Source organism: Streptomyces sp. MNU89, assembly GCF_020982505.1.
Lineage (GTDB): Bacteria > Actinomycetota > Actinomycetes > Streptomycetales > Streptomycetaceae > Streptomyces > Streptomyces xinghaiensis.
The window spans coordinates 4,687,080-4,707,818 of the sequence record NZ_JAJKLL010000001.1 but is presented as its reverse complement, the minus strand read 5'-3'; the positions used below and the strand labels follow the sequence as shown (position 1 = coordinate 4,707,818).

The window sequence follows — 20,739 nt, the reverse complement described above, 5'->3', positions numbered from 1 at the left end:
AGCGCGCCGGAACCCGCCGCATCGCCGGTTCAGCGCATCCGCGTGGCCCACTCCTGGACCTTCTTGATCCGCTCCCGGAGCTGCCCCGCCGTGGCCTCCGCGCTCGGCGGGCCCCCGCACACCCGGCGCAGTTCGGTGTGGATCACCCCGTGCGGCTTGCCGCTCTGGTGGACGTAGGCGCCGACCAGGCCGTTGAGCTGCTTCCGCAGCTCCATCAGCTCCTTGTGCGTGACCACCGGCCGCCGCTCCGCCGGGAGTTCCAGCAGGTCGGCCTCCTCGGCCGGCTTCTTCCGGCTGTGCGCGATCTGCCGCGCCTGCCGCTTCTGCAGCAGCATCTGCACCTGGTCCGGCTCCAGCAGCCCGGGGATGCCGAGGTAGTCCTGCTCCTCCTCGCTGCCGGGGTGGGCCTGCATGCCGAACTCGGCGCCGTCGTACAGCACCCGGTCGAAGACCGCGTCCGACTCCAGGGCCTCGAAGGGCAGGGTGTCCTGCTCGCCGGTGTCCTCGTCCTGCTCCTTCTCGGCCTCCCGGAGGAGCTTCTCCTCCTCGGCGTACGGGTCCTCCTCGCCGTCCTTCTTCGGCCGGTCGAGGACGTGGTCCCGTTCGGCCTCCATCTCGTTGGCGAAGCCGAGCAGGTCCGGGATGGTGGGCAGGAAGACGGAGGCGGTCTCGCCGCGCCGACGGGAGCGGACGAACCGGCCGACGGCCTGCGCGAAGAACAGCGGGGTGGAGATCGTCGTGGCGTAGACGCCGACGGCCAGCCGTGGCACGTCCACGCCCTCGGAGACCATGCGGACCGCGACCATCCAGCGGTCCTCGGAGTGGCTGAAGTCGTCGATGCGCTGCGAGGCGCCGGTGTCGTCGGAGAGGACGACGGTCGGGCTCGTGCCGGTGATCTCGCGGATCAGCTTGGCGTAGGCCCGCGCCGAGTCCTGGTCGGCGGCGATGACCAGGCCGCCCGCGTCCGGGATGGCCTTGCGGACCTCACTGAGGCGGTGGTCGGCGGCCTTCAGGACGTTGGGCATCCAGTCGCCGCGCGGGTCGAGCGCGGTGCGCCAGGCCTGGGAGACGGCGTCCTTGGTCATCGGCTCGCCGAGCCGCGCCTCGATCTCGTCGCCCGCCTTGGTGCGCCAGCGCATGCTGCCGCTGTAGGAAAGGAAGATCACGGGCCGGACGACGCCGTCGGCGAGCGCGTTGCCGTAGCCGTAGGTGTAGTCGGCGGAGGAGCGGCGGATGCCGTCGGGGCCCTCCTCGTAGGCCACGAACGGGATCGGGTTGGTGTCCGAGCGGAAGGGCGTGCCGGTGAGGGCCAGCCGCCGGGTGGCCGGCTCGAACGCCTCCTGGCACGCCTCGCCCCATGACTTGGAGTCGCCGGCGTGGTGGATCTCGTCGAGGATCACCAGGGTCTTGCGCTGCTCGACGCGGTTGCGGTGCAGCATCGGGCGGACGCCGACGCCCGCGTAGGTGACGGCCACGCCGTGGTACTCCCGGCCCAGCGGGCCCGCCGAGTACTCCGGGTCGAGTTTGATGCCGACCCGGGCCGCCGCCTCCGCCCACTGCTTCTTCAGATGTTCGGTCGGCGCGACCACCGTCACCTGCTGGACGACATGGTGGTGCAGCAGCCAGGAGGCGAGGGTCAGCGCGAAGGTCGTCTTGCCGGCGCCGGGGGTGGCGACGGCGAGGAAGTCCCGCGGCTGCTTCTGGATGTACGACTCCAGCGCCCCGTGCTGCCAGGCGCGCAGCTTGCCGGCCGTACCCCACGGGGCACGGCCCGGGAAGGCGGGCGAGAGGTGATGGGAGGTGGTGGCGGTGGTAGTCACGGTCTCCGGTTCGGGCCCTCGGGTACGTACGACAACCGGGCCACCCTATCGGGGGCCCGGCGGGCTCTCCGGCACAGCGCCCCGGTCGCGCCTCCGGGTGGGAGAGAGGTCACAGTGGCAGACGGAGCGTCATCCGAGCCGCTCCCCCAGCTCACGCCACCGGGCTGCCCGGTCCTGGGCGGTCTTGCGCACCACGGACGGCCGGTCGGGCAGGGCGAGGTGGTTGTCGACCGCCTGAGCACGACGGCGTGCAGGCTGATCCCCTCCTTCTCCCCCCGCTGTTCGAGCGCCAGGACCGGCTCTTCACGGAGTCGCGGTTTCACGGCCGTACAGCACGGCATGAACGGACCGGGCTCGAATGGGGTCACGGAAAGCCGCCGGACTCCGCGCGGACTTCCGTACGGGACTCCGTACGGGACTCCGTGCGGGACTCCGTGCGGGACTCCGTGCGGGACTCCGTGCGGGCTTCCGGACGAGGGCTCAGCCGGGTGGCGACCCAGGCGCCGGCCAGGGCGACGGCCGCCATCGTGAGGTAGACGGCGGCGAACGCCGTGGCGTGGCCGGTACCGCCCGCGGCCGCGGTCCCCCGCGCCACTCCGGCCGTGTGCGCCCCGGCCGTCACCGAGCCGCCGCCGAGGCCGACGAAGAGCATGCCGCTCAGCCCGACCAGCACGATGTTGCCCAGCGCGTCGGAGACCTGCAGGGACGCCGAGTTGGAGCCCGCCTCCTCCGGCCTGGAGAGCCGGAGCAGGAGCACGCTGGCGCTGGAGATGGTCAGCCCCATGCCGAAGCCGCCGACCGCCCACGAGGCGGCGACCAGCGTCCACGGCGCCCAGCCCGGCAGCCCGTCGAGCAGCGCCAGCGCCGGGCCGGCGATGGCGACGGCCATCAGCGCCATACCGAGCTGCATCAGCCGCTCCCGGTGGGGCTCCAGCCGCGGCCGGCTCTGGGTGTACGAGCCGAGGGCCCAGGTCAGACCGCCGCCGGTGAGCGCGAAGCCGGCCAGGGTCACCGGCAGCCCCCGCTCGGTCACCAGCATCAGCGGCACGAACGTTTCCGCCCCGAGGAAGGACCCGGCCGCGAGCCCGCGCAGCAGCACCACCGACGGCAGCCCACGGCCCGCGCGGAACGTCCCGCGCGGCAACAGCCGCAGCACCGAGGGGACCAGGAGCGCCAGACCTGCGGCAGCCGGGAGGAGGGCCGCGGCGCTCCGGTCCTGGCCCGCGTACTGCAGCAGCCCCGCCCCGGCGGCGACGGCGAGGGCGAGCAGCACGCGGCGCCGGTTCACGGCGGCGGTACGGCCGCCGTTCTCCGGCAGCCTCCGCAGGGCGGGCAGCATCACCGTGAGCGGCAGCAGGACGAGGACGGGGATGGCCAGGAACACCCAGCGCCAGCCCAGGCTCTCGGTCACCGTGCCGGCCACCAGCGGCCCGACGATCACGGGCAGCACCCAGGCGGCGGAGAACGACGCCATCACGGCCGGACGCAGCCGCTCCGGGTACGCCCGGCCGACGACCACGTACAGCGCGACGATCACCAGCCCGCCGCCGATGCCCTGCACGGCCCGCCCGCCGACGAACGTCCACATGTCCCGCGCCGCCCCGGAGATCACCAGGCCGCCGCCGAATGCGGCCACCCCGGTGAACAGCGGCACGAGCGGGCCCTTGCGGTCGCACCACTCGCCGGAGAGGGCCATGGCGAAGAGGCTGGCGGTGAAGTAGCCGGAGAAGGCGTAGGCGTAGAGCGGGATGCCGTCCAGCGCGTGGGCCGCCGCGGGCATGGCGGTGTGCACGGCGCTCGCCTCGAAGGCGATGAGGGAGACCACCGAGATGATGCCGAGGGTGAGCCCACGGAAGGGCCGGCGCCAGATCGTCTCCCGCTCCGGCCCGGCCATCCCCGGCCCCTTGCCCGGGCCCGGGCTTCGTCCGCCGCGGCCGGCGGGCGGGGACGGGGGAGGCTGCCCGGTCACGCCGGTTCCCGTCGCGTCGGCCCTGCCGGCCGTGGCCGTCTTCACCCGCGTGGCGGCGGACGGGGTGGCGCGCCGGGCGGCGGACGGGGTGGCGGGGGCGGTGGGGTCGAGGGTGGCATCGACGGCGCCGGCGGTGTCGACGCCGTCACCGGGATCCGGAACGGTCATGGCGTCAGCGTAAGGGGCTCAACCGACACTGGCTCCTGTCCAAAGTCGGTCGTGCACTCGGCCGTCCGTCCTAGGACGGACGCCCGACGGCCCGGCGCCGGGAGCGGGGCCGGAGCGGGCGCGGAGCGGAGGCGGCCTTGTGCACGGGCAGGAACCGGCGCCCTCCCCGGTGCGGGCGGCCCGGGCCGGGCCCGGGCGGTGCGGGCCGGGTCGGCAGCCCGGGCGGGCGGGTTGGGCGGGCGGGCCGGGACCGAGCGGGGAGCCCGGGCAGGCAGGCCGGGCGGGCCGCCGGGCACCCGGTCGCCCTCCCGGGTGGTCCCGCGTCCCCCGAGGGGTGTGCGGCCGGTCGCGGGGCACCCGCAGGACATGCCCCGCTACCGCTCGTACGACGACACCGAGCTCGCCTACCGCGTCCTGGACAGCCGCGACGGCGCGTCGACCCCGCCCCTGCTCTGCCTCGCGGGCGGCCCCGCGCGCGACGCCGCGTACCTGGGGAACCTCGGCGGTCTCGACGCCCACCGCCCGCTGGTCCTCCCCGACGCGCGCGGCACCGGGGACTCCCCCACCGCGGCCGACCCGTCCGCCTACGCCTTCCCGGCCCTCGCCGAGGACCTGGAGTCGCTGCGCGAACACCTCGGTCTGGAACGGTTCGCGCTGCTCGCGCACGACGCGGGCACGGCGACCGCCCAGGCCTACGCGGCCGCGCACCCCGACCGGCTGAGCCGGCTCGTCCTGCTCTGCCCCGGCGCCCGGCTCCAGGGCGAACTCCCGGACGACGCACGGGAGATCTTCGACTCCCGGCGCGACGAACCGTGGTGGCCGGACGCGGCGGCCGCCATCGAACGGCTCGCGCGGGTGGCGGACTTCGAAGAGGTACGGGACCTGCTGCTCCGGGCCGCACCGATGGCGTACGCCCACTGGGACGAGCCGCAGCGCACCCACGCCGCCACGGAGCCGGGGCAGCTCAACCCGGTGCCCCGCGCAGGCTTCTGGCAGGGCGTGGGCGAACCGGCCCGGAAGGCGATCCTGGAACACCTGGGAGAGACCGGCTTCCCGGTGCTGGTGGTCACCGGCGCCCTGGACGCGGTGACGGGCCTGCGGTCCGGCGAACTGGTGGCCGAGTCCTTCCCCCGGGCCCGGTCCCACGTCCTGAAGAACTCCGGCCACTACCCGTGGCTCGATGAACCGGACGAACTCCGCGTCCTCGTCGAGAACTTCCTGTCCGGGAGCCGGCCCGGCACCGCGTGACCGGCACCCAGCGGAGCCGCCCACGGCACGCACGCCGGCCGCTCCGGGAGCGCGGCCGGCACCTCAGGTCATGTCAGGTAGGGGGCGCGGCACCGGCCCGGGCCCGCCACCGGACCCGGCGGATACGTCCCGCCGGCCGGCGGCGGATACGAGGCACCGGGCGGGGCCGTCGACGGAGGCGCCGCCGCCCCGGGCACGATCCGGCCCACCGCGCCCGCCCGGGAAGGGAGCGGGACGCAGCCGTCCGCGCCCCCGCCCGTGGGCTCAGTGCCGGCCCGGCACCGCGACCGCCGCCTGCGGGCGGATCGGGAGGCGGTTGACCGGGCGGCCCGTCGCCGCCCGTACCGCCGAGGCCACCGCCGCCGGGGATGTCACCACCGGCACCGCGCTGGCCGCCTTGGCTCCGAACGGCGCCACCACGTCCCGCTCCTCGACCAGCTTGACGATGCGGATGTCCGGGACGTCCAGCGCGGTCGGCAGCGGATATCCGGTGAAGTTGGGGCGCCGGACGACGCCCTTCGACGTGCGCAGGTTCTCCGTCAGCGCCGCCCCCACGCCCTGGGTGACCCCGGCCTCGATCCGGGCCGCCAGCTGGCGCGGGTTGAGCACCCGGCCGACGTCCTGCGCCACGGCCATCTCCACGACCCGTACCGAGCCCAGCTCGATGTCGACGTCGACCACCGCACGGACGGCGCAGAAGACCAGCCCCACGAAGGCGTCGCCCTGTCCCGTCCCGTCCAGCGGTTCGGTCGGGTGCGGGCGGCACTGGGCGGTCGCCCACAGTTCCTTGCCGTCCAGGGTCTCCGCGACGGTGGTGCTCAGCACCCCGTCATAGGAGGTGATCTTGCCGTCCGCGATGGACAGCAGCTCCGTGGACATCCCGAACTTGTGCGCGAGCGGCTGCAGGAGCTGGGTGCGGACCATCTTCGCCGCGCGCTCCACCGCCCCGCCCGAGACCCAGGTGTGGCGGCCGTGCGCCGCCGGGCCGGCCGGCGGCTGGTCGGTGTCGACGGAGGCGACGTGCACGTCGTCCACACCCAGCGTCTCCTGCACGATCTGGCGGGCCAGCGTCGAGAAGCCCTGGCCGGTCTCGACCGCCGCGCAGATGACCGTGGCCACCCCGTCGTTGACCTTGACCGTGGCGGTGGAGACCTCGTCCGCCCCCTCCGCGCCCAGGACGTGCACCATGCCCAGCGCGTAGCCGACGCCGCGCCGGACCGCGCCCGGCTCGCCGGCTCCCTCGGGGCCGCCGGGCAGCAGCCAGTCCACCTCCGGGGTGTCCTTGGGGAGCGCGGGCAGCGGCGCGTCCCGTACGGCCTGGAGGAGTTCGGCCACCGGAGCCGGGCAGGTCACCGTCTGGCCGGTGGGCAGCAGGTCGCCGGTGGCCATCACATTGCGCATCCGCAGCTCGGCCGGGTCCAGGCCCAGTTTGGCCGCGAGCTTGTCCATCTGGCCCTCGTACGCGGCGCACACCTGCAGCGCCCCCTCGCCCCGGACATGGCCGGACGGCGGGTTGTTGGTGCGCACCGCCCAGCCCTCGACGAAGGCGTGCGGCACGACGTACGGGCCGCAGGCGAACGCGACCGCGGCGGCCAGCGACTCCGAGGAGGCCTCGGCGTACGCACCCGCGTCCAGCAGGATCTGCGCCTCCACCTTGACCAGCCGGCCCTCGGAGTCGGCGTGGTGGCGGTAGCGGAGGAGGGTGGGGTGGCGGTGGGCGTGGCCGAGGAAGGACTCCTCGCGGTTGACGGCGATCTTCACCGGGCGCCCGGTGCGCAACGCCAGCAGCCCGAGCGGCAGTTGCACCCCCGGGTCCTCGCGGTCGCCCATCGCGCCGGGCACGCCGGTGACGACGACCTTGACCTGCTCAGGGGGGAGGCCGAAGCAGGCCGCGGCCAGGTCGCGGTCGGCGTGCGGGTCGGTGGACGCGGTGTAGATCTCGACGCCGCCGTCGGGGCGGGGGACGGCGAGTCCGGCTTCCGCGCCGATGGGCGACGGGTCCTGGCGGCCGATCCGGTACAGGCCCTCGACGATCACCTCGCCGGCGATCTCCGGGTCACCGTACCGCAGCGGGATGTGGCGGATGAGGTTGCCGTCGGGGTGGAGCGGTTCGGCCTCGAACGCCTTCTCGGGATCGGTGACCGGCTCGAGCACCTCGTACTCGACGGCGATCGCGGCGGCCGCCAGCCGGGCGGTGTCCGGATGGTCGGCGGCGATGGCGGCGATCGGCTCGCCGTGGTGGCGAACCAGGTCCTTGGCGAAGACGGGCCGGTCGGCCACCTTGCGCCCCTGGTTGGCGTCGCCGGGGACGTCCTCGTGCGTGATGACGGCCTGCACGCCGGGCATCTCGGTGGCACCGGAGGTGTCGATGGAGAGGATCTTGGCGTGCGGGTGCGGCGAGCGCAGCACGGCGGCCCACAGCAGGCCCTCGGCCCACAGGTCGGCCGCGTACGGGAAGGTGCCGGCGGTCTTCGGGAAGGCGTCGTGGGGCGGCAGGGAGGAGCCGAGACCGTGCGGTGCCGGCTCCTCGGCGTGCAACGTGGAGCCGTCGCCACCGGCGGGTGCGGTCAGGCCCGCCGGGTTCGCGGTGGCCGCGTCGGGACCGGTCATCTCACGCTGCCTTTCCGCTGCCGCAGGGAGAGGGGAGGTGGGGACGCGGACGGGCCGGGGGCGGGCGCGGGCGCGGGAGAGGGGAACGGGGGTGGCGCGCGGGCGGTTCACGCGAAGCCCGGGCGGGGTGCCGTTGCCGGGCGGGCCCGGCTGATGGGGATGCGGGGCCGTCGTGCGAGGCCTGCGCGGGGACGTGGCCGGTGCCGTTGCCGTAGTCACCGTGGCCGTTGCCATGGCCGCCCGGGCCGTGGGCCTGCTCGTCGTAGGGCTGCCCGGCATGGGGCTGCGCCTCGTACGACGGCCCCGGGTAGGCGTCCTGGGGATATCCTCCGGCGGCCTGCTCCGGGGCGGTCCCCCCGGCGGCCCGTGCCTCCGCGTCCGCCGCCGCGGCTTCGGCGTCGGCCGCCGACTGCGCCGCGGCGTCCGCCGACTCCGCGCGGGAGGTGACGACCTCGCGGACCGCGTTGAGCACACCCCGGTAGCCGGAGCAGCGGCAGAGGTTGCCGCAGAGCGCCTGGCGGGTCTCCAGCTCGGACGGGGCGTGGTTGCCCTCCAGCAGGTCGTGCACGGTCATCGCCAGACCGGGCACACAGAAACCGCACTGCACGGCGCCGTTGGCGACGAGCGCCCGCTGGACGTCGGAGGGGGTGCCCTCCGCGGCCAGCCCTTCGACGGTACGGACCTCCGAGCCGGCGGTGGTCGCGGCCGGCACCAGGCAGGAGGCGACGAGCCGGCCGTCGACCTGGACGGAGCAGGCGCCGCACTCGCCCTGCGAGCAGCCGTCCTTGGCGCCCGCCAGGCCCAGCCGCTCCCGCAGGACGTAGAGCAGGGACTCACCGATCCAGGCGTCGGTGACGGGGCGATCCATACCGTTGACCCGCAGGACGTAGGAGGCGTAGGGGTGTTCGCTGTGCGCGTCGAGGATGATCTCGGGGGGCGCGTCGGGCCCGTCCCGCTCCTCCGGCCCGGTCGGGCCGCCGGGGCCGTCCGGCGCGGTGCCGGTGCCGCCGTCGGTGCCGCCCCCGCCGGAGGGGTGGCCGGCCGCGGGCCGCTCTCCGGGCGCCTGCTCCCCGCCCCGGGTCCCTTCGTCGTGTCCGGGGGCGTTGCCGGTGCGGTCCGCGCTGTTCCCGCCGGCCGGGGTGCCGTCCGCGGCTCCGGGGCGCCAGTCGCCGGAGGGGGCTTGCGGGGCGTTCTCCCCGGCACCGGAAGGGGCGGTGGTGCCGGGAGCGGTACCGGCGTCCGCGCGGACGTCACGGCCGTCGCCGCCATCACGGCCGTCACCGCCGTACGGGCCGGGGCCGCCCGCCGGGCCCGCCGGGCCGGCCTCCTGCGCGCCGGGCGCGGGCCACTGCCCTCGCGCGGCCGGTCCGGGACGTCCGCGCCGGGGCCCTCCGCGGTGCCACCGGCCGTACCGCCGCCCGGGGTTCCCCAGGCGCCGTCGGTGTCCTGGGCGGGGCCGGGGGCACCCGCGGGCGCGGGCCGTTCCCAGGCGTCGGACCAGGTGTCGCCCGGTGCCGGGGCGTTGCCGGGCCGGTCGTGCCGGTGAGCGGGCGCCTGCGGCCCGTCCGGCGCCCCGCCCCACTGCTGCGGGTGCTGCGGGCCGCCGTCCTGGACCGGCTCGACGCCGGTGCCGGGCCCGTCCTGCCCGCCGGGGGCCCCGCCCCGGTCCCACCGGTCGCCCGCAGCGGCGCCGGTGGCGCTCCACGGTCCGGGGGCGGGCGCCGCGGCACCGCCGACCAGGTACTCCCCGGACTCGTCGGGGGCGTCGTCGGCCGCCGGCGGCACCCTCCAGGCGCCGGTGTGCTGCTCGCCGCCGTGACCCGCGCTCTCCCCGGGCCGGCCGGTCTCCCGGCCCTGCCCGTGGCCGCCCTGGTCGTGGCCCGGCTCATAACCCTGTTCGTGGCCCTGCTCGTGCTCCTGCCCGAACCCGTGCTGCTGTGCCTGCTGGTGGGGCTGCTGCCACGGGTACTGCTGCCCGCCGCCCGGATCGGTGTACGGCATCGTCCACTGGCCGCCCTCCGGCGGCTCGCCGTACGCGGACTCCAGGGGCGGCGGCGCGTAGCCCTGGCCGGGCGCGGCCAGTGGCTCGCGGCCGGCGGACGGGTCGAGCAGTCCCTCGGGGAGCTGGACGAAGGCCGTGGCCTCGGAGTCGTACTCGCCGCTCTGCGCGGTCGGCCGCCAGCCCCCCGACGGCCGCTCCTCCTCGTCGGAGTACGGCCCGTGCGGGTGCTGCGGCTGGTCGTTGGTCATGCGAGCGCCCTCCCCAGAGCTCGGCGGGCCAGTGCGGCCACCGTACGCCGCAGATGCAGGACGGCCGGCGGCAGGGCGGGCGCCTCGGAGCCGTCCTCGCCCGGTGCGGGATCCGGGATGCAGGCGCCCGCGACGTACTCGCCGAAGGCCGCGCAGGCCTCGGGGGCGAGACCGCGCTCGCCGTCCCAGTCGATGAGCCCGGCCACCCAGCGTTCGGCCTCCAGCGGCCGCAGCGGCATGGGCGCGACGGCGCCGACGGCGCAGCGGACGCTGCGGCGGGCGGGGTCGAGGACGAGGGCGACGGAGGCGGTGGCCCGGCCGGGGCCGGTGCGGCCGGTGGCCTTGAGGAAGGTCTGCGGGGCGTGCAGCAGCGGCACCCGCACCCAGCCGACGAGTTCGCCGGGGCGGAGCATCTCGATGCCCGCGAGGAGATGGCTGACCGGGATCTCGCGGCGGGCGTGCTCCGGCCCGGCGATGATCAGGGTGGCCTCCAGGGCCGCCAGCACGGGCAGGGAGTCGCCGGTGGGCGCGGCGGTGACGATGTTGCCGCCGAGGGTGCCGGCGTTGCGGATCTGCGGCGGACCGGCGGCGCGCGCGGCGGCGGCGAGGGCGGGGATGAGGGCGGCGAAGTCGGGGCGGCCCATGCGGGCGTGGGTGAGTCCGGCGCCGAGCAGGGCGTGGCCGTCCTGGTACTGCCAGCCGCGGGTCTCGTTGATCCGGCCGAGGCCGACGAGTGCCGCGGGGCGCAGCAGGCCGGAGTTGACCGAGGCCATGAGGTCCGTGCCGCCCGCGACGGGCACGGCGGCCGGCAGGGCGGAGAGCGCCGCCACGGCCTCGTCGAGCGAGGACGGCAGCATCACCGTTCGCGCCGCCTGCGGTGCGTGCGTGGTCAACCCAGCTGCCCCTTCCCGGTGTCCCGCCTGTTCCGCCGTACGGTACGTGCTCACAGCCCGGACGTGGCAACTCTGGCACATCTTCGCGGCCCCCCTGCGCGAGGGGCGGCGAAGGGCCGGTTCCCGCCTCCGGCAGGCGTCGGCCCGCGTGCAGGAGCTGTCACCCGCGCGAGTGGTTTACCACTCATCGCGGAACCTTACGGTGCCAACGCCTTGATCGGATCAACGGTTCCAGAGCGTTCCGCTCACGTTCGCGTCTCGCCCGCGGCTCACACGATCGGGGCAAGCCGGTCGATCGGACGTCCGAGGGTCCGGCGGGGGCCCGCGGCGGGGAAGCGAGCGGGCCGCGCCGCGGCGGCACTCCGTGCTGTCCCGCCCGCCCGCGGACGCGCGTGCGGCCCGGCGGGCGCGCACGAGGCGCCCGCCGGGCCGCGGGAGGACCGGTGGTGGCGGCGGGCCGGCTACTTGCCGTCGCCCTTGCCGCCCTTGCCCTTGTCGCCGCCCGCGCCCATGGATTCGTAGATCTCCTTGCACATGGGACAGACCGGGTACTTCTTCGGATCGCGGCCGGGGACCCAGACCTTGCCGCAGAGCGCCACGACGGGGGTGCCGTCGAGCGCGCTCGCCATGATCTTGTCCTTCTGGACGTAATGGGCGAAGCGCTCGTGGTCGCCGTCGCCGTTCGACACCTGGGGTGTCGGCTCTACAAGGGTGCCGGTCCCTGTCCCGCGCTCGGGCTCAAGAGTGCTCATGGGTCCCCAGGGTACTGGGACGGGGCGGAGAGCCCCATGCCCGACGCCGGGAAAAACGGCGGGCCGCACGACCCCGGGAAACGGCACGCTCGCCCGGCCGGGACCGGTGCGAGGACCGGCCGCGCCCCGCCCTCGTCCCGCCCGTGGGCCGCCGCCCGGCCCCGGCGGTCACGGGGCCGGACCGCGCCGTCAGTTGAGGGTCGGGTCGTCGGGGTAGGTGGCGACCATCGCCAGGCCGCTGCGCTGCCGGCGCAGCACCGAGCGCCACAGCCGCTCGGGGGCGGGCGAGGAGACGTCACCCGGTTCGGACTCCACGACGTACCAGGCGCCCTCGGCCAGTTCGTCCTCCAGCTGGCCCGGTCCCCAGCCGGCGTATCCGGCGAAGATCCGCAGGCTGCCCACGGCCGCGGCCAGCAGTTCGGGCGGGGTCTCCAGGTCGACCAGACCGATCGCGCCGTGCACCCGCCGCCAGCCCAGCGGCCCGCCGCCGACCGCCGACGCGCTCTCGCCGGGCACCACGGCGACGCCGAGCGCGGAGTCGAGCGAGACCGGACCGCCCTGGAAGACGACTCCGGGTTCACCGGCCAGATCCGCCCAGTTCTCCAGGATGTCGACGACGTCGACCGGGGTCGGCCGGTTGAGGACCACGCCGAGCGAGCCCTCCTCGTCGTGGTCGAGGAGCAGCACCACCGCACGGTCGAAGTTGGGGTCGGCCAGTGCCGGCGTCGCGACCAGCAGCCGCCCGGTGAGCGAGGACACCTCCGTCATGCCGACATGATCCCGCACGGAGGGGCCCCTCGGGGAGTCCACAATGCGACGGGGGCGGGGTTCCGCGGGGCGGGCGGCGGCAGCGGGGGCGCGCCCCCGCCCGGGAGTCGCGGGCCCGTTTCCGGCCCGTTTCGTGACGCTGAGACGTGGTAGACGCACGGTACGTGTTGTGACAAACCCATGACCTGCGGACGACCTGGCACTACCCCTCCCGGCCCTACGGCGGGGGTCCTGACGGCGCTTACCATGTGGGTTTGGTCCCAGTCCCACTCCAGGAACGCGAGATCCATGACCGGCACCGACGATGTCCTGCTTGTCCACGGCGGAACCCCGCTGGAGGGCGAGATCCGTGTCCGCGGCGCGAAGAATCTCGTGCCCAAGGCCATGGTCGCCGCACTGCTCGGCAGCGAACCCAGCCGGCTCCGCAATGTCCCGGACATCCGTGACGTCAGGGTGGTGCGGGGGCTGCTCCAGCTGCACGGTGTCACCGTCCGCCCCGGCGAGGCCGGCGAGCTGATTCTCGACCCGTCCCACGTCGAGAGCGCCAACGTCGCCGACATCGACGCCCACGCGGGCTCCTCGCGCATCCCGATCCTCTTCTGCGGCCCGCTGCTGCACCGGCTCGGCCACGCCTTCATCCCCGGCCTGGGCGGCTGCGACATCGGCGGCCGGCCGGTGGACTTCCACTTCCAGGTGCTGCGGCAGTTCGGCGCGACGATCGAGAAGCGCGCGGACGGCCAGTATCTGGAGGCCCCGCAGCGGCTGCGCGGCACCAAGATCCGGCTGCCCTACCCGTCCGTCGGCTCGACGGAGCAGGTGCTGCTGACGGCCGTGCTGGCCGAGGGCGTCACCGAACTGTCGAACGCCGCGGTGGAGCCGGAGATCGAGGACCTCATCTGCGTCCTGCAGAAGATGGGCGCCATCATCTCCGTGGACACCGACCGGACGATCCGGATCACCGGTGTCGACAAGCTCGGCGGCTACAACCACGCGGCGCTCCCGGACCGCCTGGAGGCGGCCTCCTGGGCGAGCGCGGCCCTGGCCACCGACGGCAACATCTACGTGCGCGGCGCCCAGCAGCGCTCGATGATGACCTTCCTCAACACCTACCGGAAGGTCGGCGGCGCCTTCGAGATCGACGACGAGGGCATCCGCTTCTGGCACCCGGGCGGACCGCTCAACGCCATCGCGCTGGAGACGGACGTGCACCCCGGCTTCCAGACCGACTGGCAGCAGCCGCTGGTCGTCGCGCTCACACAGGCCTCCGGGCTCTCCATCGTCCACGAGACGGTCTACGAGTCGCGGCTGGGCTTCACCTCGGCGCTGAACCAAATGGGTGCCCACATCCAGCTCTACCGGGAGTGCCTGGGCGGCTCCGCCTGCCGGTTCGGCCAGCGGAACTTCCTGCATTCGGCGGTCGTCTCCGGCCCGACCAAGCTGCAGGGCTCCGACCTGGTCATCCCGGACCTCCGGGGTGGCTTCTCGTATCTCATCGCGGCCCTGGCGGCGCAGGGCACCTCCCGGGTGCACGGCATCGACCTGATCAACCGCGGCTACGAGAACTTCATGGAGAAGCTCCGGGCGCTGGGCGCGGACGTGGAGCTTCCCAACGGCGCCCGCAAACACTGAACCCCGGAGCACCCCCGGCACCGCCCTCCCCGGCCCGGAGGGCGCTCCGGACACGGCGAAGGGCGGCCTCCCCCTCCCGGGGTGGCCGCCCTCCGTGCTGCCGTCCCTACTTGCCCTTGGCGGCTTCCTTGAGCTTGGAACCGGCGGAGACCTTCACGCTGTAGCCGGCCGGAATCTCGATCGGGTCGCCGGTCTGCGGGTTGCGTGCGGTGCGAGCGGCACGGTGGGTGCGCTCGAAGGTCAGGAAGCCGGGGATGGTGACCTTCTCGTCGCCCTTGGCCACGACCTCGCCGACGGTCTCGGCGAGCGCGGCGAGGACGGCGTCCGCGTCCTTGCGGGTCACCTCGGCGCGCTCGGACAGAGCGGCCACCAGCTCACTGCGGTTCATATGTACTCCCGTGTTCTACGTGCCAATGAGGCGTGAGATCGAAGCCGATGCTGCCAGGGCCCTCGGACAGTCCCCGGACCCGGGTCTGCTGGCAGACCCTCGCGCCCGGTTACGCATCCTGCCCGTACCTGCGGCGTTAAAGCCAATCCGGCGCCCTGCGAAGTCGCACGGAGAGCGCCGGCGCTCCACCGTGGTGGTGCTCCGCGTTCCGCCCCGGAGGCGCGCGGCATGGCCGCTTCGGGGCGTTTGCGGCAGTTTTGGCTGCCCGTCACCCTATGCATGCCGTACGAGCCGGGGGCTCCGCGACGCGCCGCCCCCTAGCCCTTCGTGGCACCTGTCACAGTCGCCCCGGCCGCTCCCACGGTCCTGGCGGCGTGGCTGACGGCTTCCGCGACGGCGCCGGCGACCCGGTCGTTGAAGACGCTGGGGATGATGTAGTTCGCGTTGAGTTCGTCCTCGGCGACGACGTCGGCGAGGGCTCCGGCGGCGGCCAGCAGCATGTCCGTGTCCACCCGGTGCGACTGGGCGTCCAGGAGACCGCGGAAGACACCCGGGAAGACCAGCACGTTGTTGATCTGGTTGGGGAAGTCGCTGCGGCCGGTGGCGACCACGGCCGCGGTCCGGCGGGCGACGGCCGGGTCCACCTCCGGGTCGGGGTTGGCGAGCGCGAACACGATCGCGCCGTCGGCCATCGTGGCCACGTCCTCGCCCGTCAGCACGTTGGGGGCGGAGACACCGATGAAGACATCCGCGCCGCGGACCGCCTCCCGCAGGGTGCCGGTGACGCCCTCCGGGTTGGTGTTGTTCGCGACCCAGCAGAGCGGGGAGTCCGGGTCGACGTCGACGAGGTCCTCGCGGCCCTCGTGGACGACGCCGTGGATGTCGGCGACCACCGCGTGCTTCACCCCGGCGGCGAGGAGCAGCTTGAGGATGGCCGTGCCGGCCGCGCCCGCACCGGACATCACCACCCGGACGTCGCCCATCCGCTTCCCCACCACGCGCAGGGCGTTGGTGAGGGCGGCGAGGACGACGATGGCGGTGCCGTGCTGGTCGTCGTGGAAGACGGGGATGTCCAGGGCCTCGCGGAGCCGGGCCTCGATCTCGAAGCAGCGGGGGGCGGAGATGTCCTCCAGGTTGATGCCCGCGAAGCCGGGTGCGATGGCCTTGACGACCTCGACGATGGTGTCGGTGTCCTGGGTGTCCAGGCAGAGCGGCCAGGCGTCGATGCCCGCGAAGCGCTTGAAGAGGGCCGCCTTGCCCTCCATGACGGGGAGGGCGGCCATGGGGCCGATGTTTCCGAGGCCGAGGACGGCGGAGCCGTCGGTGACGACGGCGATGCTGTTGCGCTTGCTGGTGAGGCGGCGGGCGTCCTCGGGGTTCTCGGCGATGGCCGTGCAGACCCGGGCCACACCCGGGGTGTAGATCATCGACAGGTCGTCGCGGTTGCGAATGGGGTGCTTCGACGACATCTCGATCTTGCCGCCGAGGTGCATCAGGAACGTACGGTCGGAGACCTTGCCGAGGGTGACGCCCTCGATCTGCCGGAGCTGCTCGACGATCTCCTGGGCGTGGTCCGTGGAGGTCGCGCCGATGGTGACGTCGATGCGCAGCATCTCGTGGCCGGAGGCCGTGACGTCCAGGCCGATCACCGATCCGCCGTGGGACTCCACGGCGGTGGTGAGCCGGCCGACGGCGCTCCCGCTCGCGGGAACCTCCAGCCGGACCGTCATCGAGTAGGAGACGCTGGGCGCCGTTGCCATGGCGGACTTCCTCTGCTTTTCCGGTTTCGCCTGGCGCGCCGGAGAAGGGCGGGAGGCCGGGGCGCGCTGCCCGATCGTGCCATTTACCGATCGGTAGCCGGTAACTGGAGGCCGGGATTGGAATGATTATTCCACGATGTGGTCGGTGCGAGGGTCCGCGGCCGGTACCGCACCCGGCGGAAGGCCCGGGCCGGAGAACCGAGCCCGGGCCTTCCGCCGGGGACGCCGAAGGGCGCCTCTCCGGGGAGGAGAGACGCCCTGCGAACGGAAGTGTGCGACACCGGCCCGCCATGCTCGCCTCGCGGCAAGTGGTCGCTCGAAGCGACTATGGTTGGGCCCGGGGGCTTGGATCGAGCCGGTGCCACATCCAAGGTAACACTCCCCCCGGCTCGGGCCATTCCCTCCGGCCACGGCTTTTTCCGGACCGCTCCCGGGCCGCCGGGCGGCACTCCGGCACCGCCCGCCCGCGCACCCTCCCCGTGGCCGCCGCGTCACTCCCGCAGCAGGTCGGGGACCCCGTCCGCGTCCGGAGCGTCCCGCTCCGCCGAGAGCACCGTGAGCCGCTGGGTGGCCCGGGTCAGGGCCACGTACAGCACCCGCAGCCCGGCCGGGGACTCGTCGGCGATCCCGGCCGGCGAGACCACCAGTGTCGCGTCGTACTCCAGCCCCTTCGCCTCCAGGCTGCCCAGCGCCACCACCCGCTCGCCCAGACCGGCCAGCCAGGCCCGGGCCTCCTCACGGCGGTCCATGGCGACGACGACGCCGACCGTGCCGTCCACCTCCGCGAGCAGCCGCCGCGCCTCCGCACGGACGGCGGCGCCCAGATCACCGCCCGCCACGGCGAAGCGCGGTACGAGACCGGTGGAGCGGACCGCCTCCGGGGGTTCCATGCCCGGCATCGCCAGCGCCAGCACCTTCGCCGCCACCTCGGCGACCTCCGCCGGATTGCGGTAGTTGACGGTGAGCGTGAACCGCCGGCGCGGCCGGCTGCCCAGCGCCTCGTCCCGCGCTCCGGCCGCCTCCTCCGGGTCGGACCAGGAGCTCTGCGCCGGGTCGCCGACGACCGTCCAGGTGGCGTGCCGGCCGCGGCGGCCGACCATGCGCCACTGCATGGGCGTGAGGTCCTGTGCCTCGTCGACGATGACGTGCGCGTACTCGGCGCGCTCCTCCACGGCCCGGTCGGGGCGGCGGCGGGCGGAGCGGTCGGCGAAGGTGGTGACCTCCTCCAGGCCGGTGAGCTGCTCCAGCGGATCCAGCTCGCGTTTCCGCGGCCGGGACGGGGTGCCCAGCAGCGTCTGCAGCTCGTCCAGGAGGGCCACGTCGTGGACGGAGAGGGGGCCCCGGCCGTCCGGGCCCAGCCGCTTGAGCGATCGGGCCAGCCGCCGGACCTCGCCCGGCTGGAGGACGCGCCGGGCCCAGCGGCCCAGCCGCCGCTCGTCGGCCATCGCGGCCAGCACGCCGCGCGGGGTGAGCTCGGGCCACCAGGCGTCGAGGAAGGCGTGGAACTCCGGCTCCCCGGAGATGTCCTCGTCGAACGCCTCGCGGGCCTCGGCCGCCAGCTCCGGGTCGCCGCTGTGCCGCCCGGCGGCGCCGGACTTCGCCCACAGCGCGTCCAGCAGCAGCCGGCGGGCGCGCGGGCGGAGCAGGTTCACGGGGGTGGTGGCGCCGAGGGCGGTGCGCCGGATCTCCCGCAGCTCCTGCGGGCCCAGTTCGACGCGGGCCCCGAAGGCGACGACGCGCAGCCGGCCGGCCGCCGGTCCCGCGGGTTCCGCGCCGTCCGGTCCGGCCTCCGGGTCGTCGAACGACAGCTGGCCGCCGGGGCGGCCCCCGCGGCCGCCGGGGGGCGCATCCGGGCGGGCCGGTTCCAGGGCGCCGCGGGCCGCGCGGCGGAGCACGGCCTGCATCCGCGCCGAGCCCTTGACGCGGGCGACGGCCGGTTCGTCGTAGACCGTGGCCTCGGCCCCGTCGACCAGGGAGCCCAGGGCGCGGATCGCCACCTGGCCCTCCTCACCCAGCGACGGCAGCACGCCCTCGGTGTAGGCGACCAGCAGCGGGGTGGGGCTGACCACGAGGATGCCGCCGGCGTAGCGTCTGCGGTCCTGGTAGAGCAGGTACGCGGCGCGGTGCAGCGCGACGGCCGTCTTGCCGGTGCCGGGGCCGCCGCCGACCTCGGTGACGGAGGCTGCGGGCGCACGGATGACCTTGTCCTGCTCGGCCTGGATCGAGGAGACGATGTCCCGCATGGTGTGGCTGCGGGCCCGCCCGAGGGCGGCCATCAGCGCGCCGTCGCCCACCACCGCCAGCTCCTCGCCGCCGAGGGTCGCCGTCATCTCCGGGCGGAGCAGGTCGTCCTCGACGCCGAGCACCTTGCGCCCCTTGCTGCGGATCACCCGGCGGCGCACCACCCGGCCGGGGTCCACGGGCGTGGCCCGGTAGAAGGGGGCGGCCGCGGGGGCCCGCCAGTCGATGACGAGCGGGGTGTAGTCGGCGTCCAGGACGCCGATCCGGCCGATGTGGAGGGTCTCGGCGATCTCGGCGTACGTCCGGCCGTCCCCGCCGGTGCGCACGGCGCCGTCGGCGGGTTCGACAGAGGTGAAGGCACCGTCCGGGCCGCGTTCCCCGTCCTGGCCCTCCAGCAGGTCGATGCGGCCGAAGAGGAAGTCCTCGAACTCGCTGTTGAGCCGGTTGAGGTGGAGGCCGGCGCGGAAGACCTGGGCGTCCCGTTCGGCCAGTGCGCCCGGAGTGCCGACCTGGCCGCGGCGGGCGGCGTCGGCCATCAGGAACTCGGCTTCGTGGATCTTCTCTTCCAGCCTTCGGTACACCTGGTCGAGATGATCCTGTTCGACACCGGTCTCGCGGTCCCGTACCGAATCGACCGTGGCTTCATGCGCGGCCACCCGGGCCCCCTTCTGACGTGCTGGGCAGCCGTCAACCGTACGCGAAGGGGGTGCTCCGCGCACCTGGATCTCCGAGTGGTCCGCGCGGGTGCGGACGGGGAGGGCGGCGGGGACGCCGGGGGCGGGGCGGGAGCGGGAGGGGAACGGCTGGGGGCCGTGGGAAACGGGGTGGCGGGGGTGCGTGGGGGTGGGGTGGGGGCGGGTGTGGGGGTGGCGCGGGGAGGCCGGTCAGTTCTTGACCGTGACCAGCCGTTCCCCGTCGAAGGTGCGGACCTCGAAGTGATCGATCTCGTTCGTGGACATGGCGGAACCGCCGTAGACGTAGAGCGGGTCCTTCCCCTTGGGGTCGGGGCTGTCCGGGATGCCGTAGCCCCACTTCGGCACCGACCAGGAGCTGACGACCTCCTCGTTGCCGTTCTTGGAGATCACGAACAGACTGCACTTCTCCGGGCCCTTGACGTTCTTCAGCTCCAGAACGACGTTGGTGCCGTGCGGCTTCTGCGCGGTCGCGACCGTGGCCGAGACCTTGCTGCCCGGGTCGGTGCCGGAGACCTTGGTGTCCATCGCCTGCCAGACGGCCTGGGCCGAAGCGGCCTGCACCGGCGGATTGTTGGAGCCGCCGTCGGAACCGCCCGCCGTGGCCCAGACCGCGACCGGCGGACCGCCGAGGACGAGGGCCGCGGCCGCGGCGAGCATGTAGCGGCCGCGCCGGCGGATCTTCCGGCGGTGGGCGTTGACCTCGCCGAGCAGCTTCGGCAGGACCTGGGGACTCGGCTTGGTGTGCAGGACGGCGGGGTCGGGGACGGCGGCCGGCGTCTCGGCGAGCCTGGCGAGCAGCGGCTCGATCCCCATGAACTCGTCGAGCTGTGCGGCGCAGTAGTTGCACCCCGCCAGGTGCAGCTCGAAGCGCTCGGCTTCCCCCGGGTCAAGAATGCCCAGGGCGTAGGCGCCGACGGCCTCGTGCTCCGAATTGCGCTCGGGCGGCGCTGTCATGCCCTAACTCCTCGTTCTTCGAGTGCGAGCTTCATGGAGCGCAGCGCGTAGAAGACACGGGACCGCACGGTCCCGCTCGGTATGCCGAGGGTCTCGGCTGCCTCGTTCACGGTACGGCCCTTGAAGTAGGTCTCGACAAGTACTTCGCGATGCGCGTCGCTGAGGTCGCCCAGAGCGTCGGAGAGCGTCATGAGCCAGAGTGCCTTGTCTATCTCGTCCTCCGCGGGCATGACTTCCAGAGGAGCCGGATCGACCTCCTGCGGACGGGCCTGCCGACTCCGGTGACCGTCGATGACAATACGCCTGGCCACGGTGACCAGCCAGGGCCGCACCGAACCCGTGGCCCGGTTGAGGCGGTGCACATTCTTCCAGGCCCGTACCAGCGTCTCCTGGACGACGTCCTCGGCACGGTGACGGTCGCCCGCCACCAGCCGGAGGACATACGCGAGCAACGGGCCGGCGTGCTCGCGGTAGATGACGCGCATCAGCTCTTCGTCGGGCACCGGCTCGTCGGAGCGGGATCGCTCGGCGCGGTGCCGGGTCCTGGAAGGACGATCTTGGGACACGGCCGCATCCTTGCGCACCCGGACCTCC

At 74.4% G+C, this 20,739-nt stretch carries 14 protein-coding genes; 2 read left to right on the top strand and 12 right to left on the bottom strand.

Going from position 1 to position 20,739, the window contains the following annotated elements:
- Window positions 1–29: 29 nt before the first annotated feature.
- Window positions 30–1,820 carry a DEAD/DEAH box helicase gene (locus E4N63_RS20165; protein WP_125626005.1) on the bottom strand — a complete coding sequence of 597 codons (1,791 nt, stop codon included), beginning with the start codon at window positions 1,818–1,820 and terminating at the stop codon, window positions 30–32.
- Window positions 1,821–2,184: 364 nt separating this feature from the next.
- The gene (locus E4N63_RS20160; RefSeq protein ID WP_374112803.1) at window positions 2,185–3,957 is read right to left on the bottom strand and encodes an MFS transporter; all 1,773 of its coding nucleotides are present in this window, start codon (window positions 3,955–3,957) and stop codon (window positions 2,185–2,187) included.
- 366 nt (window positions 3,958–4,323) lie between these two features.
- On the opposite strand from E4N63_RS20160, the gene E4N63_RS20155 reads away from it, so the two are divergent.
- Window positions 4,324–5,205: an alpha/beta fold hydrolase gene (locus E4N63_RS20155; RefSeq protein WP_230241359.1), complete on the top strand. Its 882-nt coding sequence runs from the start codon at window positions 4,324–4,326 to the stop codon at window positions 5,203–5,205.
- Between the two features lie 264 nt (window positions 5,206–5,469).
- On the opposite strand, the gene E4N63_RS20150 is transcribed toward E4N63_RS20155, so the two are convergent.
- The 5 genes from E4N63_RS20150 to E4N63_RS20130 form a co-directional block, all read right to left on the bottom strand.
- Complete coding sequence (locus E4N63_RS20150; protein ID WP_125626971.1) at window positions 5,470–7,815, bottom strand: xanthine dehydrogenase family protein molybdopterin-binding subunit; 2,346 nt, start codon at window positions 7,813–7,815, stop codon at window positions 5,470–5,472.
- A gap of 1 nt (window position 7,816) precedes the next feature.
- Window positions 7,817–8,683: a (2Fe-2S)-binding protein gene (locus E4N63_RS20145; protein WP_230241358.1), complete on the bottom strand. Its 867-nt coding sequence runs from the start codon at window positions 8,681–8,683 to the stop codon at window positions 7,817–7,819.
- 1,378 nt (window positions 8,684–10,061) lie between these two features.
- Window positions 10,062–10,958 carry a xanthine dehydrogenase family protein subunit M gene (locus E4N63_RS20140; protein ID WP_043469717.1) on the bottom strand — a complete coding sequence of 299 codons (897 nt, stop codon included), beginning with the start codon at window positions 10,956–10,958 and terminating at the stop codon, window positions 10,062–10,064.
- Window positions 10,959–11,419: 461 nt separating this feature from the next.
- Window positions 11,420–11,710, bottom strand: a complete 291-nt coding sequence (locus tag E4N63_RS20135; protein ID WP_078650063.1) for a DUF3039 domain-containing protein — start codon at window positions 11,708–11,710, stop codon at window positions 11,420–11,422.
- Between the two features lie 189 nt (window positions 11,711–11,899).
- On the bottom strand, window positions 11,900–12,478 hold the full coding sequence (locus tag E4N63_RS20130; protein ID WP_019711605.1) for a YqgE/AlgH family protein: 579 nt from the start codon (window positions 12,476–12,478) through the stop codon (window positions 11,900–11,902).
- Between the two features lie 288 nt (window positions 12,479–12,766).
- Here E4N63_RS20130 and murA point away from each other — a divergent pair, with 288 nt between their 5' ends.
- On the top strand, window positions 12,767–14,107 hold the full coding sequence (gene murA / locus E4N63_RS20125) for a UDP-N-acetylglucosamine 1-carboxyvinyltransferase (RefSeq protein WP_230241357.1): 1,341 nt from the start codon (window positions 12,767–12,769) through the stop codon (window positions 14,105–14,107).
- Window positions 14,108–14,213: 106 nt separating this feature from the next.
- On the opposite strand, the gene E4N63_RS20120 is transcribed toward murA, so the two are convergent.
- From E4N63_RS20120 to E4N63_RS20100, 5 genes are all read right to left on the bottom strand, one after another.
- On the bottom strand, window positions 14,214–14,495 hold the full coding sequence (locus tag E4N63_RS20120) for an HU family DNA-binding protein (RefSeq protein WP_019711607.1): 282 nt from the start codon (window positions 14,493–14,495) through the stop codon (window positions 14,214–14,216).
- Window positions 14,496–14,812: 317 nt separating this feature from the next.
- Window positions 14,813–16,255 (bottom strand): NAD-dependent malic enzyme, encoded by a 1,443-nt coding sequence (locus E4N63_RS20115; protein WP_230241356.1) that lies wholly within the window; start codon window positions 16,253–16,255, stop codon window positions 14,813–14,815.
- Between the two features lie 491 nt (window positions 16,256–16,746).
- Window positions 16,747–19,152 (bottom strand): UvrD-helicase domain-containing protein, encoded by a 2,406-nt coding sequence (locus E4N63_RS20110; protein ID WP_230241355.1) that lies wholly within the window; start codon window positions 19,150–19,152, stop codon window positions 16,747–16,749.
- A 228-nt stretch (window positions 19,153–19,380) separates the two neighbouring features.
- Window positions 19,381–20,145: an anti-sigma factor gene (locus E4N63_RS20105; RefSeq protein WP_230241354.1), complete on the bottom strand. Its 765-nt coding sequence runs from the start codon at window positions 20,143–20,145 to the stop codon at window positions 19,381–19,383.
- A complete protein-coding gene (locus E4N63_RS20100) occupies window positions 20,142–20,729 on the bottom strand; it encodes a sigma-70 family RNA polymerase sigma factor (RefSeq protein WP_030549204.1) in 588 nt (195 codons plus the stop codon). The genes E4N63_RS20105 and E4N63_RS20100 overlap by 4 nt, the downstream gene beginning before the upstream one ends.
- Window positions 20,730–20,739 lie beyond the last annotated feature (10 nt).

Coding starts and splice junctions, on each gene's coding strand:
- E4N63_RS20160 (WP_374112803.1), bottom strand. CDS start 3,957: ATGACCGTTCCGGATCCCGGTGACGGCGTCGACACCGCCGGCGCCGTC.
- E4N63_RS20155 (WP_230241359.1), top strand. CDS start 4,324: ATGCCCCGCTACCGCTCGTACGACGACACCGAGCTCGCCTACCGCGTC.
- E4N63_RS20150 (WP_125626971.1), bottom strand. CDS start 7,815: ATGACCGGTCCCGACGCGGCCACCGCGAACCCGGCGGGCCTGACCGCA.
- E4N63_RS20145 (WP_230241358.1), bottom strand. CDS start 8,683: ATGGATCGCCCCGTCACCGACGCCTGGATCGGTGAGTCCCTGCTCTAC.
- E4N63_RS20135 (WP_078650063.1), bottom strand. CDS start 11,710: ATGAGCACTCTTGAGCCCGAGCGCGGGACAGGGACCGGCACCCTTGTA.
- E4N63_RS20130 (WP_019711605.1), bottom strand. CDS start 12,478: ATGACGGAGGTGTCCTCGCTCACCGGGCGGCTGCTGGTCGCGACGCCG.
- murA (WP_230241357.1), top strand. CDS start 12,767: ATGACCGGCACCGACGATGTCCTGCTTGTCCACGGCGGAACCCCGCTG.
- E4N63_RS20120 (WP_019711607.1), bottom strand. CDS start 14,495: ATGAACCGCAGTGAGCTGGTGGCCGCTCTGTCCGAGCGCGCCGAGGTG.
- E4N63_RS20115 (WP_230241356.1), bottom strand. CDS start 16,255: ATGGCAACGGCGCCCAGCGTCTCCTACTCGATGACGGTCCGGCTGGAG.
- E4N63_RS20105 (WP_230241354.1), bottom strand. CDS start 20,145: ATGACAGCGCCGCCCGAGCGCAATTCGGAGCACGAGGCCGTCGGCGCC.